Below are 18,100 nucleotides of genomic sequence, written 5' to 3' on the forward strand. Positions count from 1 at the left end.
GATTGTCCGGCGGTGTCCTACTCTCCCACACCCTCACGAGTGCAGTACCATCGGCGCTGGAGGGCTTAGCTTCCGGGTTCGGAATGTGACCGGGCGTTTCCCCTCCGCCATGACCGCCGTAACTCTATCGACATGTCAAACAACACCACACATGTGGTCTGTTGTTCGTTTATCGAGAGTTGCACAGTGGACGCGTAGCAGCTTAGTAGTCAAGTCCTCGGCCTATTAGTACCGGTCAACTGAACCCGTTACCGGGCTTACATTTCCGGCCTATCAACCCAGTCGTCTAGCTGGGGGCCTTACCCCCACAAAGTGGGGTGGGATACCTCATCTTGAAGCAGGCTTCCCGCTTAGATGCTTTCAGCGGTTATCCCTTCCGAACGTAGCTAACCAGCCGTGCCCTTGGCAGGACAACTGGCACACCAGAGGTTCGTCCGTCCCGGTCCTCTCGTACTAGGGACAGCCCTTCTCAAGTATCCTACGCGCACGGCGGATAGGGACCGAACTGTCTCACGACGTTCTAAACCCAGCTCGCGTACCGCTTTAATGGGCGAACAGCCCAACCCTTGGGACCTGCTACAGCCCCAGGATGCGACGAGCCGACATCGAGGTGCCAAACCATCCCGTCGATATGGACTCTTGGGGAAGATCAGCCTGTTATCCCCGGGGTACCTTTTATCCGTTGAGCGACACCGCTTCCACTCGCAAGTGCCGGATCACTAGTCCCGACTTTCGTCCCTGCTCGACCTGTCAGTCTCACAGTCAAGCTCCCTTGTGTACTTGCACTCAACACCTGATTGCCAACCAGGATGAGGGAACCTTTGGGCGCCTCCGTTACCTTTTAGGAGGCAACCGCCCCAGTTAAACTACCCACCAGACACTGTCCCTGAACCGGATAACGGTCCGAAGTTAGATACCCAAATCAACCAGAGTGGTATTTCAAGATTGCCTCCACCCATACTGGCGTATAGGTTTCACCGGCTCCCACCTATCCTACACAAGCTAATTCGAGTACCAATGTCAAGCTATAGTAAAGGTCCCGGGGTCTTTCCGTCCTGCCGCGCGTAACGAGCATCTTTACTCGTACTGCAATTTCGCCGGGCCTGTGGTTGAGACAGTGGGGAAGTCGTTACGCCATTCGTGCAGGTCGGAACTTACCCGACAAGGAATTTCGCTACCTTAGGATGGTTATAGTTACCACCGCCGTTTACTGGCGCTTAAGTTCTCCGCTTCGCCCCGAAGAGCTAACAGGTCCCCTTAACGTTCCAGCACCGGGCAGGCGTCAGTCCATATACATCGAATTACTTCTTCGCATGGACCTGTGTTTTTAGTAAACAGTCGCTTCCCCCTGCTCTCTGCGGCCATACAACGCTCCACCCGCGTGGGGCTTCACGTCTCCGGCCCCCCTTCTCCCTAAGTTACGGGGGCAATTTGCCGAGTTCCTTAACCACAGTTCGCCCGATCGCCTCGGTATTCTCTACCTGACCACCTGTGTCGGTTTGGGGTACGGGCCGCTAAGAACTCGCTAGAGGCTTTTCTCGGCAGCATAGGATCACTGACTTCACCTGAATCGGCTCGGCATCACGTCTCAGCCCTAATGTGTTGCGGATTTGCCTACAACACGGCCTACACGCTTACCCCGGCACAACCACCGGCCGGGCTCAGCTACCTTCCTGCGTCACCCCATCGCTTGACTACTACCCGTCAGGTTCCCACGCTCACCAACCTTGACCCGAAGGTCGCAGCCGGTTTGGGTGGTTAGCACAACGAGGTTCATCAGGGACGCTCTTTCGCGGGTACGGGAATATCAACCCGTTGTCCATCGACTACGCCTCTCGGCCTCGCCTTAGGTCCCGACTCACCCAGGGCGGATTAGCCTGGCCCTGGAACCCTTGGTCATCCGGCGGAAGGGTTTCTCACCCTTCTTTCGCTACTCATGCCTGCATTCTCACTCGTGCCGCGTCCACAACTGGGTCACCCCGCTGCTTCACTCGCGGCACGACGCTCCCCTACCCATCCACACACCTGCACAAGGAATCAAGTCCAAGCGAGGTTAAAATGTGAATGCCACAGCTTCGGCGGTGTGCTTGAGCCCCGCTACATTGTCGGCGCGGAACCACTTGACCAGTGAGCTATTACGCACTCTTTAAAGGGTGGCTGCTTCTAAGCCAACCTCCTGGTTGTCTATGCGACCCCACATCCTTTTCCACTTAGCACACGCTTAGGGGCCTTAGCTGGTGATCTGGGCTGTTTCCCTCTCGACTACGAAGCTTATCCCCCGCAGTCTCACTGCCGCGCTCTCACTTACCGGCATTCGGAGTTTGGCTGATTTCGGTAAGCTTGTGGGCCCCCTAGACCATCCAGTGCTCTACCTCCGGCAAGAAACACGCGACGCTGCACCTAAATGCATTTCGGGGAGAACCAGCTATCACGGAGTTTGATTGGCCTTTCACCCCTAACCACAGGTCATCCCCCAACTTTTCAACGTTGGTGGGTTCGGCCCTCCACGCGGTCTTACCCGCGCTTCAGCCTGCCCATGGCTAGATCACTCCGCTTCGGGTCTAGGACACGCGACTGAATCGCCCTATTCAGACTCGCTTTCGCTACGGCTCCCCCTCACGGGTTAACCTCGCCACATGCCACTAACTCGCAGGCTCATTCTTCAAAAGGCACGCCGTCACCCCGCAAGGCTCCGACGGATTGTAGGCGAACGGTTTCAGGTACTATTTCACTCCCCTCCCGGGGTACTTTTCACCATTCCCTCACGGTACTTGTCCGCTATCGGTCACCAGGAAGTATTTAGGCTTACCAGGTGGTCCTGGCAGATTCACGGCAGATTTCAGGGGTCCGCCGCTACTCGGGAACACCCACAGAAGGTCAGCAACTTTCACCTACCGGACTTTCACCGTCTACGGTCAGCCATTCCAGACTGTTCGACTAGCCACTGACTTTGTAACTTCTCGAACAAGTGTCAGCTTGTTCAGCAGGGTCCCACAACCCCAACCACGCAACCCCTGACAGGTATCACACGCAGCCGGTTTAGCCTCGATCCGCTTTCGCTCGCCACTACTCACGGAATCACTAAATTGTTTTCTCTTCCTACGGGTACTGAGATGTTTCACTTCCCCGCGTTCCCTCCACACACCCTATGTGTTCAGGTGTGGGTGACTGGACATGACTCCAGCCAGGTTTCCCCATTCGGACACCCTGGGATCACAGCTTGGTTGACAGCTCCCCCAGGCCTATCGCGGCCTCCCACGTCCTTCATCGGCTCCTGGTGCCAAGGCATTCACCGTTCGCCCTTGACAACTTGACCACAAAGATGCTCGCGTCCACTGTGCAATTCTCAACAAACGACCAACCCACAACCCTTTAGCCCCACACCAAACCCGGCGATCCGCCGACGGTATATGGAGCCAGGCCATGCCTGGCAGACTCCCGAAGCACACAGCTCCGGACCAGTCTCTGAAACAACAACCAATGGTTGTTCTTTCAGGACCCAACAGGGTGCTCTGCATTCTTCTCCAGCCGCACCAGCACAATCCGTTCCCACCACCCCCGAAAAGGTGGCTGTACTAGGTTGTTCCGGCCGTTGCCAGAGGAAAACTCGCCAGTGTCTCCGCCATCTGAGCACCCCGACCCGACATACGCGGGCCGCGGGCTCCTTGCACCCTTTCAGGTGAAGGTGCTCCTTAGAAAGGAGGTGATCCAGCCGCACCTTCCGGTACGGCTACCTTGTTACGACTTCGTCCCAATCGCCAGCCCCACCTTCGACAGCTCCCTCCCACAAGGGGTTGGGCCACCGGCTTCGGGTGTTGCCGACTTTCGTGACGTGACGGGCGGTGTGTACAAGGCCCGGGAACGTATTCACCGCAGCGTTGCTGATCTGCGATTACTAGCGACTCCGACTTCACGGGGTCGAGTTGCAGACCCCGATCCGAACTGAGACCGGCTTTTTGGGATTCGCTCCACCTCACGGTATCGCAGCCCATTGTACCGGCCATTGTAGCATGCGTGAAGCCCTGGACATAAGGGGCATGATGACTTGACGTCATCCCCACCTTCCTCCGAGTTGACCCCGGCAGTCTTCGATGAGTCCCCGCCATAACGCGCTGGCAACATCGAACGAGGGTTGCGCTCGTTGCGGGACTTAACCCAACATCTCACGACACGAGCTGACGACAGCCATGCACCACCTGTGACCGCCCCCGAAGGACCTCACATCTCTGCGAGTTTTGCGGCCATGTCAAACCCAGGTAAGGTTCTTCGCGTTGCATCGAATTAATCCGCATGCTCCGCCGCTTGTGCGGGCCCCCGTCAATTCCTTTGAGTTTTAGCCTTGCGGCCGTACTCCCCAGGCGGGGCGCTTAATGCGTTAGCTGCGGCACAGGGAACCGGAGAGGCCCCCCACACCTAGCGCCCAACGTTTACAGCGTGGACTACCAGGGTATCTAATCCTGTTCGCTCCCCACGCTTTCGCTCCTCAGCGTCAGTATCGGCCCAGAGACCCGCCTTCGCCACCGGTGTTCCTCCTGATATCTGCGCATTTCACCGCTACACCAGGAATTCCAGTCTCCCCTACCGAACTCTAGCCTGCCCGTATCGACCGCAGGCTTGGGGTTGAGCCCCAAGTTTTCACGGTCGACGCGACAAGCCGCCTACGAGCTCTTTACGCCCAATAAATCCGGACAACGCTCGCACCCTACGTCTTACCGCGGCTGCTGGCACGTAGTTGGCCGGTGCTTCTTCTGCAGGTACCGTCACTCTCGCTTCGTCCCTGCTGAAAGAGGTTTACAACCCGAAGGCCGTCATCCCTCACGCGGCGTCGCTGCATCAGGCTTCCGCCCATTGTGCAATATTCCCCACTGCTGCCTCCCGTAGGAGTCTGGGCCGTGTCTCAGTCCCAGTGTGGCCGGTCGCCCTCTCAGGCCGGCTACCCGTCGTCGCCTTGGTAGGCCATTACCCCACCAACAAGCTGATAGGCCGCGAGCCCATCCCAAGCCGAAAAACTTTCCACCCAACCTCATGCGAGGCCAAGTCATATTCGGTATTAGCCCCCGTTTCCGAGGGTTATCCCAAAGCCTGGGGCAGGTTGCTCACGTGTTACTCACCCGTTCGCCGCTCGAGTACCCCGAAGGGCCTTTCCGCTCGACTTGCATGTGTTAAGCACGCCGCCAGCGTTCGTCCTGAGCCAGGATCAAACTCTCCAACAAAAACTTGTCGAACAGCATCCTGACAACAAACAATGTTGCCAAAGGAATCCCAACCAGCAATCCAAAAGGATCACCAGTCCGGGGTATAAATCATAATTGGCACTGGCTTTTCAAGCACCCTGTTGAGTTCTCAAAGAACAACCACACACCGACCAGAAGCCCCACTCAGTGGAACCCCGTTTCGGGGCAACCGCTCAAACCTACTTGGTCGAATTTTCATTGTCAACCTCATGTTCGAGGCGATCAATGTGATTCGTCCGGACCCACGATGACGCACGCCGTACCCGGCGGTCGTTACTGTCGTGGGAAGCCGCAGACCGGCCGATCGCCACTTCATGGCTCTCCGCCCGGCTCCTGCCGGCTTCAGTACTCTACCCGGTCGGCTTCGCGTTCGCAACCCCGTTTCCGGAGTGTTCCGCACCGCCCGATCCTCAGTCTCGCTCGGCGTTCCCGCCACGAGCCTGGTGCCTGGTCTCGGCCGGTTTGTCCGGCCTCCCCCGTGCAGAGAGAAAGTTACGCGGACGGCCCCGAGAAGGCAAATCAGGATTCATCACTGGTTCGGGTCACGAGGGCGCTGCGATGTCCCACGCAGCCGGGGACGCGGGGCGCGTCGGCGTGCCAGAGTGTCAGGCATGGATGAGTCCGGGCTCGGCGCCACGGTGTTCGCCGAGGAGGCGCTGCTGGGCCTCCTCCTGCCGTTCTGGCAGTTGGTGATCGGCGCGGTAGTGCTGGTCGTGCTGGTGCTCTCGGTGGGGCGGTTGGCGCGGCGGGGTCGGTCCCGGATGAGCACCGCCCTGCTGGTCACCGCCGCGGCCATCGCCGGTTTGGCGACGATCGGCGTCCTGCTGGAGGGCTGAAGGCTCAGAGCCGGCGGTTGGCCAGGCTGGGCAGCTCGGCACGAATCGCGGCGAGCCGGTCGAGGTCCAGGTCGACGACAGACACCCCCGGGCCGTCCGGCAACTGGGTGAGGACCGTCCCCCACGGGTCGACCACCATGCTGCGCCCGAAGCAGGTGCGGCCGGGCTCGTGGTCGCCGGTCTGGCCAGCGGCCGCCACAAAGCACTGGTTCTCGATCGCCCGAGCCCGCAGCAGGACCTCCCAGTGGTCCAGCCCGGTGTGGAGCATGAACGCCGCCGGGACCACCAACAACTGGGCGCCCCCCTCGGTGGCGAGTCGCCGGTACAGCTCCGGGAAGCGCAGGTCGTAACAGATCGACAGGCCGACCCGGAGGCCCTCGACGTCGACCACCACGGGCTGGACACCAGCAGCGACGCTCGCCGACTCCAGGTATGAGACCCGGCCGGGAATCTCCACGTCGTACAGGTGGATCTTGCGATAGCTCGCGGCGAGACTGCCGGACCGGTCGAAGACCAGCGAGGTGTTCCAGGTGTGCTCCGGGTCCGGGCCGGCCTCGTGGAACGACCCGGCCACCAGCCAGATGCCGAGTCGCCGGGCGATCCCGGCGAAGAAGCTGCCCACCTCGCCGTCCACCGGCTCCGGCTCGGGCAACCCGGCGGCGGGGCCGAGGTAGTCGACGTACTCCGGCAGGACGGCGAGGTCCGCGCCGCCGGCGGCGGCGCGTTCCAGCAGGGCCTCCGCGGCGGCCAGGTTGGCCTTGCGGTCTTCCCGGGCGTTCAGCTGGCAGACGGCGACGCGCATGGGCCCAGAGTACGGCCGGAAGAGCCGGCGCCGACAGCTTCAGATGCTGGCCAGCACCAGAGCCCCGGCGGCGAAGCCGAGGCCGGCGACCTGGATCGGGCGCAACCGCTCTCGGTCGACGGCGAGCGCGAGCAGCACGGTACTGGCCGGGTAGAGTGCGGTGATCGCCGCGACGATGCTCAGGTGGCCACGGGCGGCGGCGGCGAGGAAGAGCGCGTTGGCAGCGCTGTCGAGCAGGCCGGCGACTGCCGCCCAGCCCAGCACCCGCCGTCCGAGCCGGAGCCGCACGCCGGTCCCGACGGCGAGCGCGAGACCGAACGCGATCGAGCTGGCCCGCACCGCCGCCACCGGCCACATGCCGGCGCCCTCATCGGCCTGGCCGAGCAGCGTGAAGAAGACGCCGAAGAGTGCGCCGGCGGCGAGGGACAACCCCACCAGCCGCGCCGGGACGGACCGCCGGCTACCACCGTCTCCCAGGCTCACCAGTGCGATCGCCAGCACGGCAAGGCCCGCCCCGGTGAGTGCCGCTGCGCCGGGGAAGGTCGCGGTGAACAGGCCGGCGATGATCGGCACCACGGCGGCGGTGATCGCGGTGACCGGCGCCACCACGGCCATCATCCCGCCGGCGAGCGCCCGGTAGAGCAGGATGACCCCGGCCGCGCCGGCCACCCCGGCGAGCAGCCCCCAGGCGATGTCCCCGACGGTCGGGGTGCCGGGCACCACCAGCACCAGGACGACCAGCAGCGGGACGCTCAGCAGCTGGGAGATCACGGTCACGGCGATCGGGTCCGCGCGGCGGGACGCCTTCCCACCGGAGAAGTCGGCGGTGCCGAACGCGACTGCGGACACTGCGGCAAGGACAATGGGGAGCATAGAGTGTTCGTATCACAATAGTGACCGTGAGGGATAGTTTAATGACCGAGACCGGAACCGGCCGGGTGGGCGCGGTCACCGCCGCGGTGGCCCAGCAGGTACGCGAGCTACGCGCCGCCCGGGGCTGGTCCTTCGACGAGTTGGCCGGCCGGTCCGGGGTGAGCAAGGGCATGCTCGTGCAGATCGAGAGCGCACGCACGAACCCGAGCGTCGGCACACTGTGCCGGGTCGCCGACGCGTTCGGCGTCAACATCGCCCGACTGCTGGAGCCCGCCGAGGAACGGACCGTGAAGATCACCTCGGCCGCCGAGGCGCCGGTGCTCTGGCAGGGCGAGCACGGCGGCACGGGCCACCTGCTGAGCGGGCTGGGCGAGCCGGATCTGGTCGAGCTCTGGGACTGGCGGATGGAGGCTGGGGAGGCGCACCGCTCCCCCGACCACCCGCGCGGCACCCGGGAGGTGCTGCACGTGCTGACCGGCGCGGTGGTCGTCCGGGTCGACGGGCAGGACCACCCCGTCCGGGCCGGCGAGACCATCGAGTTTCACGCCGACCGGGAGCACGGCTACCGCAACGACGCCAACGTACCGGCACGGCTGATGATGGTGACGGTCACCCCGTCGGGCGAATGGGATCGACGAACCCGTTCGCGCCGGCCGCGTCAGGACTGAACGGGCCGGCGCGACGCGAGAACGATCAGGCCGACTTCTCCTCGCGGTCCCGCCGGGCCCGACGGCCGGTGAACTCGCGCGGCACGATGGTCGGGTTGACGTTCTCCAGGACCACCTCGCGGGTGATCAGCACCCGAGCGGCGTCGGGGTTGCTCGGCACCTCGAACATCGCAGAGAGCAGAACCTCCTCGATGATGGCCCGGAGGCCACGGGCACCGGTGCCCCGCAACATGGCCTGGTCGGCGATGGCCTCCAGCGCCGGCTCGTCGAACTCCAGCTCGACGCCGTCCAACTCGAAGAGGCGCTGGTACTGCCGGACCAGGGCGTTGCGCGGCTCGGTGAGGATCCGTACGAGAGCGCTGCGATCCAGGCTGCGCACGTTGGTGATCACCGGCAGCCGGCCGACGAACTCGGGGATCAGCCCGAACTTGAGCATGTCCTCCGGCATGACCTGGCTGAAGATGTCATCGGTCGACCGGTCGGAGACCGACCGGAGCCGGGCACCGAAGCCGGTGCCGCCCTGCCCGGTGCGGGACTCGATGATCTGATCCAGCCCCGCGAAGGCACCACCGCAGATGAACAGCACGTTGGTGGTGTCGATCTGGATGAACTCCTGGTGCGGGTGCTTGCGACCGCCCTGCGGCGGCACGTTGGCCACCGTGCCTTCGAGCATCTTGAGCAGGGCCTGCTGCACGCCCTCGCCGGAGACGTCCCGCGTGATCGACGGATTCTCCGACTTGCGGGCGATCTTGTCGACCTCGTCGATGTAGATGATGCCGGTCTCGGCGCGCTTGATGTCGTAGTCGGCGGCCTGGATCAGCTTGAGGAGGATGTTCTCCACATCCTCGCCGACGTAACCCGCCTCGGTCAGCGCGGTGGCATCGGCGATGGCGAACGGGACGTTCAACATCCGGGCCAGCGTCTGCGCCAGGTGGGTCTTGCCACACCCGGTCGGGCCGAGCAGCAGGATGTTGGACTTGGCCAGCTCGACGGCGTCGCTGCCGGAGCCCGGCGCGCCGGCCGCCTCGGCCTGGATCCGCTTGTAGTGGTTGTAGACCGCGACGGCGAGCGCCTTCTTGGCCTGATCCTGCCCGACGACGTAGTTGTCGAGGAACTGGCAGATCTCCATCGGCTTGGGAAGCTCTTCCCACTTCACCTCGCCGGACTCGGCCAACTCCTCTTCGATGATCTCGTTGCAGAGATCGATGCACTCGTCGCAGATGTAGACCCCAGGGCCCGCGATGAGCTTCTTCACCTGCTTCTGCGACTTGCCGCAGAAGGAGCATTTCAGTAGGTCGCCGCCGTCACCGATCCGTGCCACCTACGTTCTCCCTGCACTCATCGGCCGGAGACCCGGCCCTGACCTGCGGACGCTGCGCGCCGTCCCGCTCCGTTCACCCCCGCCGGCCCAACCGGCGAAGCGGTACGGACCCGACGTTACCCGCTGGCGGGGCATTCTCCGACCCCCAAAACGGGTGTGTCAGAGGTCGGCCGGGAACCGATGCCCCGGCCAACCTCTGACCCGGTGCTGCTCAGCTGGCGGCGTTGGCTGCCAGCAGGCCCTTCTTGCGGCTGGTCAGGATCGTGTCGACCAACCCGTACTCCTTGGACTCCTCGGCCGTCATGATCTTGTCACGGTCGATGTCCTTGCGAACCTGCTCGATCGGCCGGTTGCAGTGCCGAGAGAGCATGTCCTCCAGCTGCGTACGCATCCGGAGGATCTCCCGAGCCTGGATCTCGATGTCCGAGCCCTGCCCGTAGCCGCCCTCGGTGGCCGGCTGGTGGATGATGATCCGCGAGTTCGGAAGAGCCATCCGCTTACCCGGCGTGCCGGCCGACAGCAGCACCGCTGCCGCGCTGGCGGCCTGCCCGAGGCAGACCGTCTGGATGTCCGGGCGGACGTACTGCATGGTGTCGTAGATCGCCGTCATCGCGGTGAACGAGCCACCCGGCGAGTTGATGTACATGATGATGTCGCGGTCCGGGTCGGTGCCCTCGAGCGTCAGCAGCTGGGCCATCACGTCGTTGGCCGACGCGTCGTCCACCTGGACGCCGAGGAAGATGATCCGGTCCTCGAAGAGCTTGTTGTACGGGTTCGACTCCTTGACCCCGTACGACGTGCGCTCGACGAACGACGGCAGCACGTAACGGTTGTGCACGGCCGCGAACTGGGGCGGCAAGCTCAGATCGGTCATCGTCAGCTCCTCAGCTCAGGGTCCCGGCGCCATCCGGAACCTGAGCGGCCCCGATGATCACCTTGTCGATGAAGCCGTAGTCCATGGCCTCCTGGGCGGTGAACCAACGGTCCCGGTCCGAGTCCGCCTCGATCTGCCCCTGGCTCTGGCCGGTGTGGTGTGCGACCCGCTCCTGGAACATCCGCTTCGTGTAGAGCATCTGCTCCGCCTGGATGGCGATGTCGGACGCCGTGCCGCCCAGACCACCGGACGGCTGGTGCATCATGATCCGGGCGTGCGGCAGGGCGTACCGCTTGCCCTTGGTGCCCGCGCAGAGCAGCAGCTGGCCCATCGAGGCCGCCATGCCCATCGCCACGGTCGACACGTCGTTGTCGATGAACTGCATGGTGTCGTAGATCGCCATGCCGGAGTAGACCGAGCCACCCGGCGAGTTGATCCACAGATTGATGTCGCGGTCCGGGTCCTCCGCGGCGAGCAGCAGCAGCTGCGCGCAGATGCGGTTGGCGACCTGGTCGGTCACCTCGCTGCCCAGGAAGATGATGCGCTCCTTGAGCAACCGGTTGTAGACCGAGTCGTCGAGGTTGCCAATGGTGTCGCCACCTCGGGCATCAATCGCCCGGAGCGGCTTCGCTGGGATGTGCATGTCGGTCATGGCAGCCCTTCGCTCTCCGTACCGTCTTTCCCGACACTAACCGCTGTGCGGGGCGGCAGAGTCCCGGTCGGGGCACTGTTCGCTCTCAGCGCAGCTGTGTCGGGCGTACCCGCGGCGCGGGCTTCCGGGCGTACCCGGAAAAGGATTTGGCCGCCGTCCACCGCACAGCGGCGGACGGCGGCCGCACCCGACGATCAGTGCTCGTGGTTGTGCTCCGCCTCGTTGGCCGCACGCAGCGCGTCAAGGGTGACCTCGTTGCCGGCCGAGTCCTTGATCTTGATCCGCTCCATGACTGCCGCGAGCGCCTTGCCCCGCCGCACGTCACCGAAGACCGCGGCAGCCGCCCCGGAGCGCATGAGCTGGTCGTAGTACTGCTGCGGGGCCATCCCGGCGCGCTGCGCCCGGTGCACGATCTCGTGGCCGAACTCGTCGTCGGAGACCTGCACGTCCTCGGCGTCGGCCAGGGTGTCCAGCAGAAGCTGCACCTTGACGCCCTCGGTCGCCGCCTCGGTCAGCTCGGCGTCGATCTGCTCCTCGGTCTTCTCCTCGGCGGCGAGGTACTCCTCCATCGAGGCGCCGATCCGCTCCAGCTGATCGATCATGGCCTGCTTGCGGCTGGCCACCTCCTCGCGGATGACACCCTCCGGCGCCGGCACCTCGGCGGCCTCGACCAGCTCCGCCAGGGCCTTGTCCCGAGCCGCGTAGATCTGCTCGACCTGCTTGCCCTGGGTGACCCGCGCCCGCAGGTCGCCGCGCAGCTCCTCGATCGTGTCGAACTCGCTCGCCATCTGGGCGAACTCGTCGTTCAGCTCCGGCAGCTCCTTCTCCTTGACCGTGCGCACGGTCACCGCCACCTCGGCGTCCCGGCCGGCGAAGTCGCCGCCGACCAGCTGCGTGGTGAAGGTGGTGCTGTCACCGGCGGCGAGACCGACCGCGGCCTCGTCGAGGCCCGGCAGGAGCTGCTTGCTGCCCACCTCGTGGGAGATGTTGCTCGCCTGGCCGCCCGGCACGTCCTCGCCGTCGACGGTGGCGTTCAGGTCGATCTGGACGAAGTCGCCCTCGGCGGCGGCGCGCTCGACGGTCTTGAGGGTGGCGAACCGCTCACGCAGGTTCTTCACCTGCTCGTCGATCTCGCTCTCGTCGATCTGCAGCTCGTCGACGGTCACCTCGATGGTCGTGGCGTCGGGGAGGGTGATCTCCGGTCGGACGTCCACCTCGGCGGTGAAGTTCAGCGAGTCACCGTCGTTGAACTCGGTGATCTCGACCTCGGGACGCCCCAGCGTCTTGAGGTCGTGCTCGCGTACCGCGGCGAGGATGTTCTCCGGGATGGCGTCCTGGACCGCCTCGTTGAGGACGGTGCCCCGGCCCACCCGCTGGTCGATCACCGCGGTCGGCACCTTGCCCCGGCGGAAGCCCGGGACCTGGACCTGCGAACCGATCTCCCGGTACGCCTTCTTGAGGCTCGGCTCGAGCTCGACGAACGGCACCTCGATGGCGAGCCGCACGCGCGTCGGGCTCAGAGTCTCGACGGTGCTCTTCACAGGCGTACTCCTTGACGGATCTCAGTTGAGTGTGGGCGTGGATTCAGCCCATCGAGTGTAGGTGAGCCGGCCTGACGCTCCGGCATCGCCCGGGGACCGCACGGAAAACTCGGGCGGCACCCGGGGCTGCCCGGCCGCGGACGACAGTCGGGGTGGCGGGATTTGAACCCACGGCCCCTCGCTCCCAAAGCGAGTGCGCTACCAAGCTGCGCCACACCCCGTGGCGACGTGCAGTCTATGCCGTCGCCGCTCCCGGGACGTGCCGGGGCCGCCCCCACCCGGACACAATCCCCCGAAAGCCGCGGGCGGCGGGCAAGATCCACACAACTTCGGGGAAAGTGTGGCCTCCCGGCGCGCGGAGACCACTACATCCCTGAAGTTGTGTGGATCTTGGGCGCATCGCGACGCGGCACAGGGCGACGCGGTGGCGCAGGGCGGTGGCGTGGCTGCGCGGTCGGCAGGGGCATTGGGTACGCTGTCGGCGCATCCCGTTCCGGTGGGATGCACGCGGGCGTAGCTCAATGGCAGAGCTTCAGTCTTCCAAACTGACGGTGCGGGTTCGATTCCCGTCGCCCGCTCCATCGACAAAGGCCCAGGTCGACCGCATGATCGCGGCACCTGGGCCTTTCGCTTCTCCCCCACTCTGGATCCTGCGTGCCATCCGCGTTCCATTCACGGTCGGCGTCGGCCATTTCCGGTGGTGCGGCGGTCCATCGCCTGGACGATCTCGCGACCACGCTCGCTGGTGGCGTGCTGGCTGCGGCGAGGGTGTCCGGTGTGGCGCAGGTCGTGGAAGTGGAAGCCGGCCAGGCCCAGCGAGGCGACTGTTCTGGTCCACTTCACCGCCCGAGCGAAGGTGCCGGAACGCCGCGGCGCCCCCCTTCGCCGCCGATCGATGAAACAGCGAAACCGGTGCGCGCAACGCGACGTCCCGCAACCATGGGCGGATGGGGCGTCCATCGGAGCCGGCGCAGACCGGGGACATCCTGCGCGGCGAGGAGGACGCCCAGCAGGCCAGCTTCCTGGAGCTGTTCTTCGACCTGGTGTTGGTCTTCGCCCTGGTCGGGGTCGTAGGCCGGATGGTGCCGGAACTTCTCTCCGACAGCGCTGGCATGCGCTGGCTGGCGCTGTTGGACCTCGTCGTTCTGGGCCTGCCGCTGCTCTGGCTGTGGACGACCACCGCGTACGTCACGAGCCGGTTCGACTACCGCAACCGCTGGATTCAACTGCTGGTCCTGGTCAGCGCGTTCGGCCTGCTGATCATGGCGACGTCCCTGTACGAGTTCGAGCAACGCGGCGCCGCCTTCGCCGTTGTGTACGTGTTGCTGCACATCGGACGCCCCTTGCTGCTCCGGCCGTTGTTGCGGGAGCACAAGGAGGTACGGGCGCTCTACACCCGTCTGGCCATCTGGGCCAGCGTCTCCGGCGTGATCTGGCTCGCCGGGGCGGCGATGCGCGGAAACCACCGGATCGCCCTGTGGTTGATCGCCATCACCGTGGACATGGTCGTGGCGCGGTTCAGATGGCCGGTGCCCGGCATGGGCCGACCACCGAGCAGCGCGTGGGCGATGGCCAGCAGCCGATACCTCCCCGAGCGCTACCAGCAACTGTTGCTGATCGCGCTCGGCGAGACGGTGCTGGCCATAGGCCTCGCCTACGCCAATCACCCCACCACGCTCGCCGCAAAGGCGGCCCTGGTGATCACGTTCCTGTCGTCCGTGCTGATGTGGCGGATCTACTTCTATCGCGCTGGCCAGGTGCTGGCCGAGGCCGTCGAGATGTCGTCGAACCGAGCAGTTGCCGGCGGTATCGTCGGCGTGGCCCATGTGCTCATGGTGCTCGGCATCACCGCCACTGCGGCTGGCTCGGAAATCGTGCTGGCGCACCCCCAGGGGCCCTCCGCGCCGGCCTGGCTCGCGGTCATCCTCGGCGGGCCGGCGCTCTTCCTGTTCGGCCGCAGTCGGCTGGAACGGGTCGTCTTCAACCGGCTCGCCGTGCGCCGGCTCGTCGGCATCGCCGCTCTGGCTCTGCTGGCGCCGCCGCTGTTCTTCGGCCCGCCGCTGCTGGCCGCCATCGCCGCTGCCGTCGTGCTGCTCGGGGTCGCCGTCGCGGACGCTCGACGCGCCGCCGGCAGTCCACCGGAGGCCCCGTCCCCGTCCGCCTAGTGGCGACGGCCGTATCCAGTCCGCAAGAGGTCCACAGACGATGGGGAAGCGTTGGGGGATGTCGGAAGGATTTCCGCTGCTAAACCCCCATGCGCCCAGGTCGGCGGCATGGGCAGTTTGATCTCATGATTCTCCGGTCACCGTGCCATCCACGTACCAGTGGCCGGTACCTGGGCCGGTCGGCTGCTCCCCGCTTCGGTCCTGCGTGCGCCGCTGCCGGTGCGGTCAGTCATGACGGCAGGACGATCGCCGCGAGGATGCCGGCCACGACCAGTGCGGGGACGGCGGACAGGCTGCCTGTCAGCAACGCGGAGCGCCTCCGGCTACGGGTGACCAGGAGCCAGAGCGCCACCAGACTGATCAGCAGGGCGAGGAACAGCGCTGGCGTGGCCGTGTAGAGCCCGAACATCAGCATCCCCGACCGGTCGGAGTCGCAGCCCTCGTGACAGTCCGCCGGGACGTCCCCGGACAGCAGGCTCAGATACACGCCGAACGACACGACGAGTGCGCCGTACCAGCCGAGCATCACCAGGAGCGAAGCCCTCGGGTCGGTCCGGGGTGGACCAGCAACGTCCGGACGTGCCGCCGACAGGGTCATGCGGCGAATTGTTCACCACTCGCAGCGATCGGGTCGGCCTGGACAGGGCGGCACAGCCCGGCCCGCTCCGAGAGCACTCGCGTCCGCCCGATCTCGGCCACCCGACTGAGGTGTCTTGACAGGTGTCGATCTATGCACTGGTGTAAGGACCAGTGACATCGACGTCCGTCAGGAGGGCACATGATCGTCCGACGACGGTGGACAGCTGCCGCCACCACAGCGATCCTGATCAGCGCGGTACTGTCCCACCCCGGTCCGGGCACCGCGGCACCCGCCGCCTCACCCGCACCGGTCACCCTGACCAGCACCGAGACCGCCCTGGTCCGGGTGCAACTGCGCGATCAGGCGCAGCTCGACCGGCTGGTCGCCGCCGGTGCCGACCTGGCCAACCGGCCTCGGGCCCGGGACGGGCGGATCCTCGCCGACCTGGTGCTCAACGGCGCCCAACTCGCCGACCTGACCGCGCAGGGCGCGACGGCCGTGCAGATCGTGCAGCGCGCCGGGGACGGCAGCCGGCACCACGCCGACAGCGTCCGCGCGGCACAGGCCCGCACCGCCGCAGGGCTGAGCGCTGCGGCACCCGGCCAGCGGACCACCGCCGCCGCGACGGCTGTCGACACCCTCCAGGTGCAGCAGGCGTACTGGTGGACCACGGGTGGGCAGACGTTCCTGCAGGCCCAGGTGGCCACCACCGCCACCGACGACCCGGACGTGGAGATCACCGTCAGCTGGCGGACGGCCGATGGCGCCACCGGAACGTTCCCGCTGTTCCGGTTCGAGGACTCCGGCGAGTACCAGTACCACTACGCGCTCCCCCAACCGGTGCCGAACCGGCCGGTCCAGCTCAGCGCCACCTCCAGCCTCGGCGGGGTCAGCCGGGTGGTCACCCCGGCGCTCTGGCCGAACGCCACCCCGCCGCCGCTGCCGGCCGGCTACCAGAAGGACTTCATCGACGCGTACCTGACGCCGGTGGACATCCAGGCGCGGATCAAGCGGTTAGCCCGCCAGTACCGGGACCTGGTGGACGTGATCGACCTGCCGAACCGGACCCAGGGGTACGGGCGCAACGCCGTCGCGTACCTGGGCGACCCGGCGGTGGCCGCCGTGGTGGTCGAGTCGGTCCGCTTCGGCGACCAGAGCATGAACGGCGTGCAGGTGCGGACGGTCGACCCGGGCCGGCGCAACCGCCCGCTGACCGTCGGCTACCGCGACCGGGTTCTCACGGTCTCGCTGGCCACCGACACCGCCGGCAAGACGGTGAGCACCACCGACGAGGTCGCGGCGGCGATCAACGCCCGCCAACCGAACCGTTTCCGGGCCTCCGTCGAGGACGGCTCGGCCGGGCTGCCGATGCCGGTCGCCGGCCTCGCCCGGCTCGACGACGGCCTCCAGGGCACCGAGGTGCCGGCGCGGCCGTGGACGGTGCAGGCGCTGCGCCTCGGCGTGCACCGGGACGGTTCCCGGGTCGGGGTGCTGGCGTACTCCCAGGAACACGCCCGGGAGTGGGCCACGCCGCTGGTGACGCTGGAGTTTGCCGAACGGATGCTGGCCAACGCCCGCACCGACCCGGCCACCCGTGAGCTGCTGGAGCAGGTCGACGTCTTCGTCATCCCGACGGTCAACCCGGACGGCGCGAACTACTCGTTCAACGACTTCAACTTCCAGCGCAAGAACCTGGTCAACCACTGCGCCGGGGCGGCCCGCGACCCGAAGAACCGCAACTCGTGGGGCGTCGACATCAACCGCAACTACACCGTCGGGTCGTACTTCGACGGCTACGTGGGTGCCAGCGCCAACTGCCTCTCCGGCAACTACGCGGGCACCGCCGAGCTGTCCGAACCGGAGAGCCGCAACGTGGTCGCGCTCGCCCAGGCCCACCCGAACATCAAGTTCGCGATGAACGTGCACTCGTACGGCGGGTACTTCATGTGGCCGCCGGGGGCGTACCGGGCGGACGGACGGATCACCCTGCCCCGGCCGTCGATCGACGAGTCGACGCTGTTCCTGAACAGCGCCCGGCGGATCGTCGGCGCCATCGCCCAGGAGCGCGGCACCGTCACCTGGCCGTCGCAGACCGGCCCGGTCGCCGACGTGCTCTACTCCGCCGCCGGGAACTCCGCCGACCAGCTCTACTACGAGCTGGGCATCTTCGCCTGGGACTTCGAGGTCGGCAACGACCGGTGGAACCCGGCCACCGGCGAGTGGGAGGGCGTCGGCTTCCAGCCGCCGTTCGACGAGGCGCACGGCGAGTCCCAGGAGTACGCGGGCGGGCTGGTGGAGCTGGTCCGGGTGGCCCGCGACTACGCCGCCGCCCAGGCTGCCGAGGGCTGATCTGCCGGCGGTGCCGCGTCCGGCCCTCGGACGCGGCACTGCCGGACCGGCCGTACGCAGCAGCAGCAGCAGCCCGAACGGGGTACCAGTCGGACCGGCCGGCCACGGATGAACCGTGGCCGGCCGGGTAAGCAGCGGCCCTGCCTGGTGGGGAGACGACCGGTGTCGCGGCGTGCTGCGACCGGGCGCACGGGCGGGCGGCGCT

The 18,100-nt window shown here is 66.0% G+C and carries 12 protein-coding genes, 2 tRNA genes and 3 rRNA genes; 5 read left to right on the plus strand and 12 right to left on the minus strand.

What is annotated here, in order from left to right:
• Nucleotides 1-4 precede the first annotated feature (4 nt).
• The 3 genes from rrf to OG470_RS00015 form a co-directional block, all read right to left on the minus strand.
• Nucleotides 5-121, minus strand: a 5S ribosomal RNA gene (gene rrf / locus OG470_RS00005).
• Nucleotides 122-205: 84 nt separating this feature from the next.
• A 23S ribosomal RNA gene (locus OG470_RS00010) occupies nucleotides 206-3,316 on the minus strand.
• Between the two features lie 380 nt (nucleotides 3,317-3,696).
• A 16S ribosomal RNA gene (locus OG470_RS00015) occupies nucleotides 3,697-5,213 on the minus strand.
• The 16S, 23S and 5S rRNA genes sit together here, the layout of an rRNA operon.
• A gap of 632 nt (nucleotides 5,214-5,845) precedes the next feature.
• On the opposite strand from OG470_RS00015, the gene OG470_RS00020 reads away from it, so the two are divergent.
• Nucleotides 5,846-6,070 (plus strand): hypothetical protein, encoded by a 225-nt coding sequence (locus OG470_RS00020; protein WP_328419478.1) that lies wholly within the window; start codon nucleotides 5,846-5,848, stop codon nucleotides 6,068-6,070.
• Nucleotides 6,071-6,074: 4 nt separating this feature from the next.
• Here OG470_RS00020 and OG470_RS00025 read toward each other — a convergent pair whose 3' ends face one another.
• Nucleotides 6,075-6,872, minus strand: a complete 798-nt coding sequence (locus tag OG470_RS00025; protein ID WP_328419480.1) for a carbon-nitrogen hydrolase family protein — start codon at nucleotides 6,870-6,872, stop codon at nucleotides 6,075-6,077.
• A 39-nt stretch (nucleotides 6,873-6,911) separates the two neighbouring features.
• Nucleotides 6,912-7,745: a DMT family transporter gene (locus OG470_RS00030; protein ID WP_328419482.1), complete on the minus strand. Its 834-nt coding sequence runs from the start codon at nucleotides 7,743-7,745 to the stop codon at nucleotides 6,912-6,914.
• Nucleotides 7,746-7,786: 41 nt separating this feature from the next.
• Here OG470_RS00030 and OG470_RS00035 point away from each other — a divergent pair, with 41 nt between their 5' ends.
• Nucleotides 7,787-8,413 carry a helix-turn-helix domain-containing protein gene (locus tag OG470_RS00035; protein ID WP_328419484.1) on the plus strand — a complete coding sequence of 209 codons (627 nt, stop codon included), beginning with the start codon at nucleotides 7,787-7,789 and terminating at the stop codon, nucleotides 8,411-8,413.
• Between the two features lie 25 nt (nucleotides 8,414-8,438).
• On the opposite strand, the gene clpX is transcribed toward OG470_RS00035, so the two are convergent.
• From clpX to OG470_RS00060, 5 genes are all read right to left on the minus strand, one after another.
• Entirely contained in the window at nucleotides 8,439-9,734 is a 1,296-nt protein-coding gene (clpX, locus tag OG470_RS00040; RefSeq protein ID WP_139588132.1) for an ATP-dependent Clp protease ATP-binding subunit ClpX, read from the minus strand.
• A 211-nt stretch (nucleotides 9,735-9,945) separates the two neighbouring features.
• Nucleotides 9,946-10,608 carry an ATP-dependent Clp protease proteolytic subunit gene (locus OG470_RS00045; RefSeq protein ID WP_130339200.1) on the minus strand — a complete coding sequence of 221 codons (663 nt, stop codon included), beginning with the start codon at nucleotides 10,606-10,608 and terminating at the stop codon, nucleotides 9,946-9,948.
• 10 nt (nucleotides 10,609-10,618) lie between these two features.
• Nucleotides 10,619-11,260, minus strand: a complete 642-nt coding sequence (locus tag OG470_RS00050; RefSeq protein ID WP_328419489.1) for an ATP-dependent Clp protease proteolytic subunit — start codon at nucleotides 11,258-11,260, stop codon at nucleotides 10,619-10,621.
• A gap of 194 nt (nucleotides 11,261-11,454) precedes the next feature.
• The gene (gene tig, locus OG470_RS00055) at nucleotides 11,455-12,801 is read right to left on the minus strand and encodes a trigger factor (protein WP_328419491.1); all 1,347 of its coding nucleotides are present in this window, start codon (nucleotides 12,799-12,801) and stop codon (nucleotides 11,455-11,457) included.
• Between the two features lie 147 nt (nucleotides 12,802-12,948).
• Nucleotides 12,949-13,022 (minus strand) — tRNA-Pro (locus tag OG470_RS00060).
• A gap of 286 nt (nucleotides 13,023-13,308) precedes the next feature.
• On the opposite strand from OG470_RS00060, the gene OG470_RS00065 reads away from it, so the two are divergent.
• Nucleotides 13,309-13,382 (plus strand) — tRNA-Gly (locus tag OG470_RS00065).
• Between the two features lie 91 nt (nucleotides 13,383-13,473).
• On the opposite strand, the gene OG470_RS00070 is transcribed toward OG470_RS00065, so the two are convergent.
• Nucleotides 13,474-13,644 (minus strand): hypothetical protein, encoded by a 171-nt coding sequence (locus tag OG470_RS00070; protein ID WP_328419493.1) that lies wholly within the window; start codon nucleotides 13,642-13,644, stop codon nucleotides 13,474-13,476.
• A gap of 104 nt (nucleotides 13,645-13,748) precedes the next feature.
• On the opposite strand from OG470_RS00070, the gene OG470_RS00075 reads away from it, so the two are divergent.
• Nucleotides 13,749-14,966: a low temperature requirement protein A gene (locus OG470_RS00075; RefSeq protein WP_328419494.1), complete on the plus strand. Its 1,218-nt coding sequence runs from the start codon at nucleotides 13,749-13,751 to the stop codon at nucleotides 14,964-14,966.
• 229 nt (nucleotides 14,967-15,195) lie between these two features.
• On the opposite strand, the gene OG470_RS00080 is transcribed toward OG470_RS00075, so the two are convergent.
• Nucleotides 15,196-15,564 (minus strand): hypothetical protein, encoded by a 369-nt coding sequence (locus OG470_RS00080; RefSeq protein ID WP_328419496.1) that lies wholly within the window; start codon nucleotides 15,562-15,564, stop codon nucleotides 15,196-15,198.
• A gap of 180 nt (nucleotides 15,565-15,744) precedes the next feature.
• Here OG470_RS00080 and OG470_RS00085 point away from each other — a divergent pair, with 180 nt between their 5' ends.
• Nucleotides 15,745-17,895 carry a M14 family zinc carboxypeptidase gene (locus OG470_RS00085; RefSeq protein WP_328419498.1) on the plus strand — a complete coding sequence of 717 codons (2,151 nt, stop codon included), beginning with the start codon at nucleotides 15,745-15,747 and terminating at the stop codon, nucleotides 17,893-17,895.
• The last annotated feature ends 205 nt before the right edge of the window (nucleotides 17,896-18,100 follow it).

It is taken from the genome of Micromonospora sp. NBC_00389 (assembly GCF_036059255.1).
Lineage (GTDB): Bacteria > Actinomycetota > Actinomycetes > Mycobacteriales > Micromonosporaceae > Micromonospora.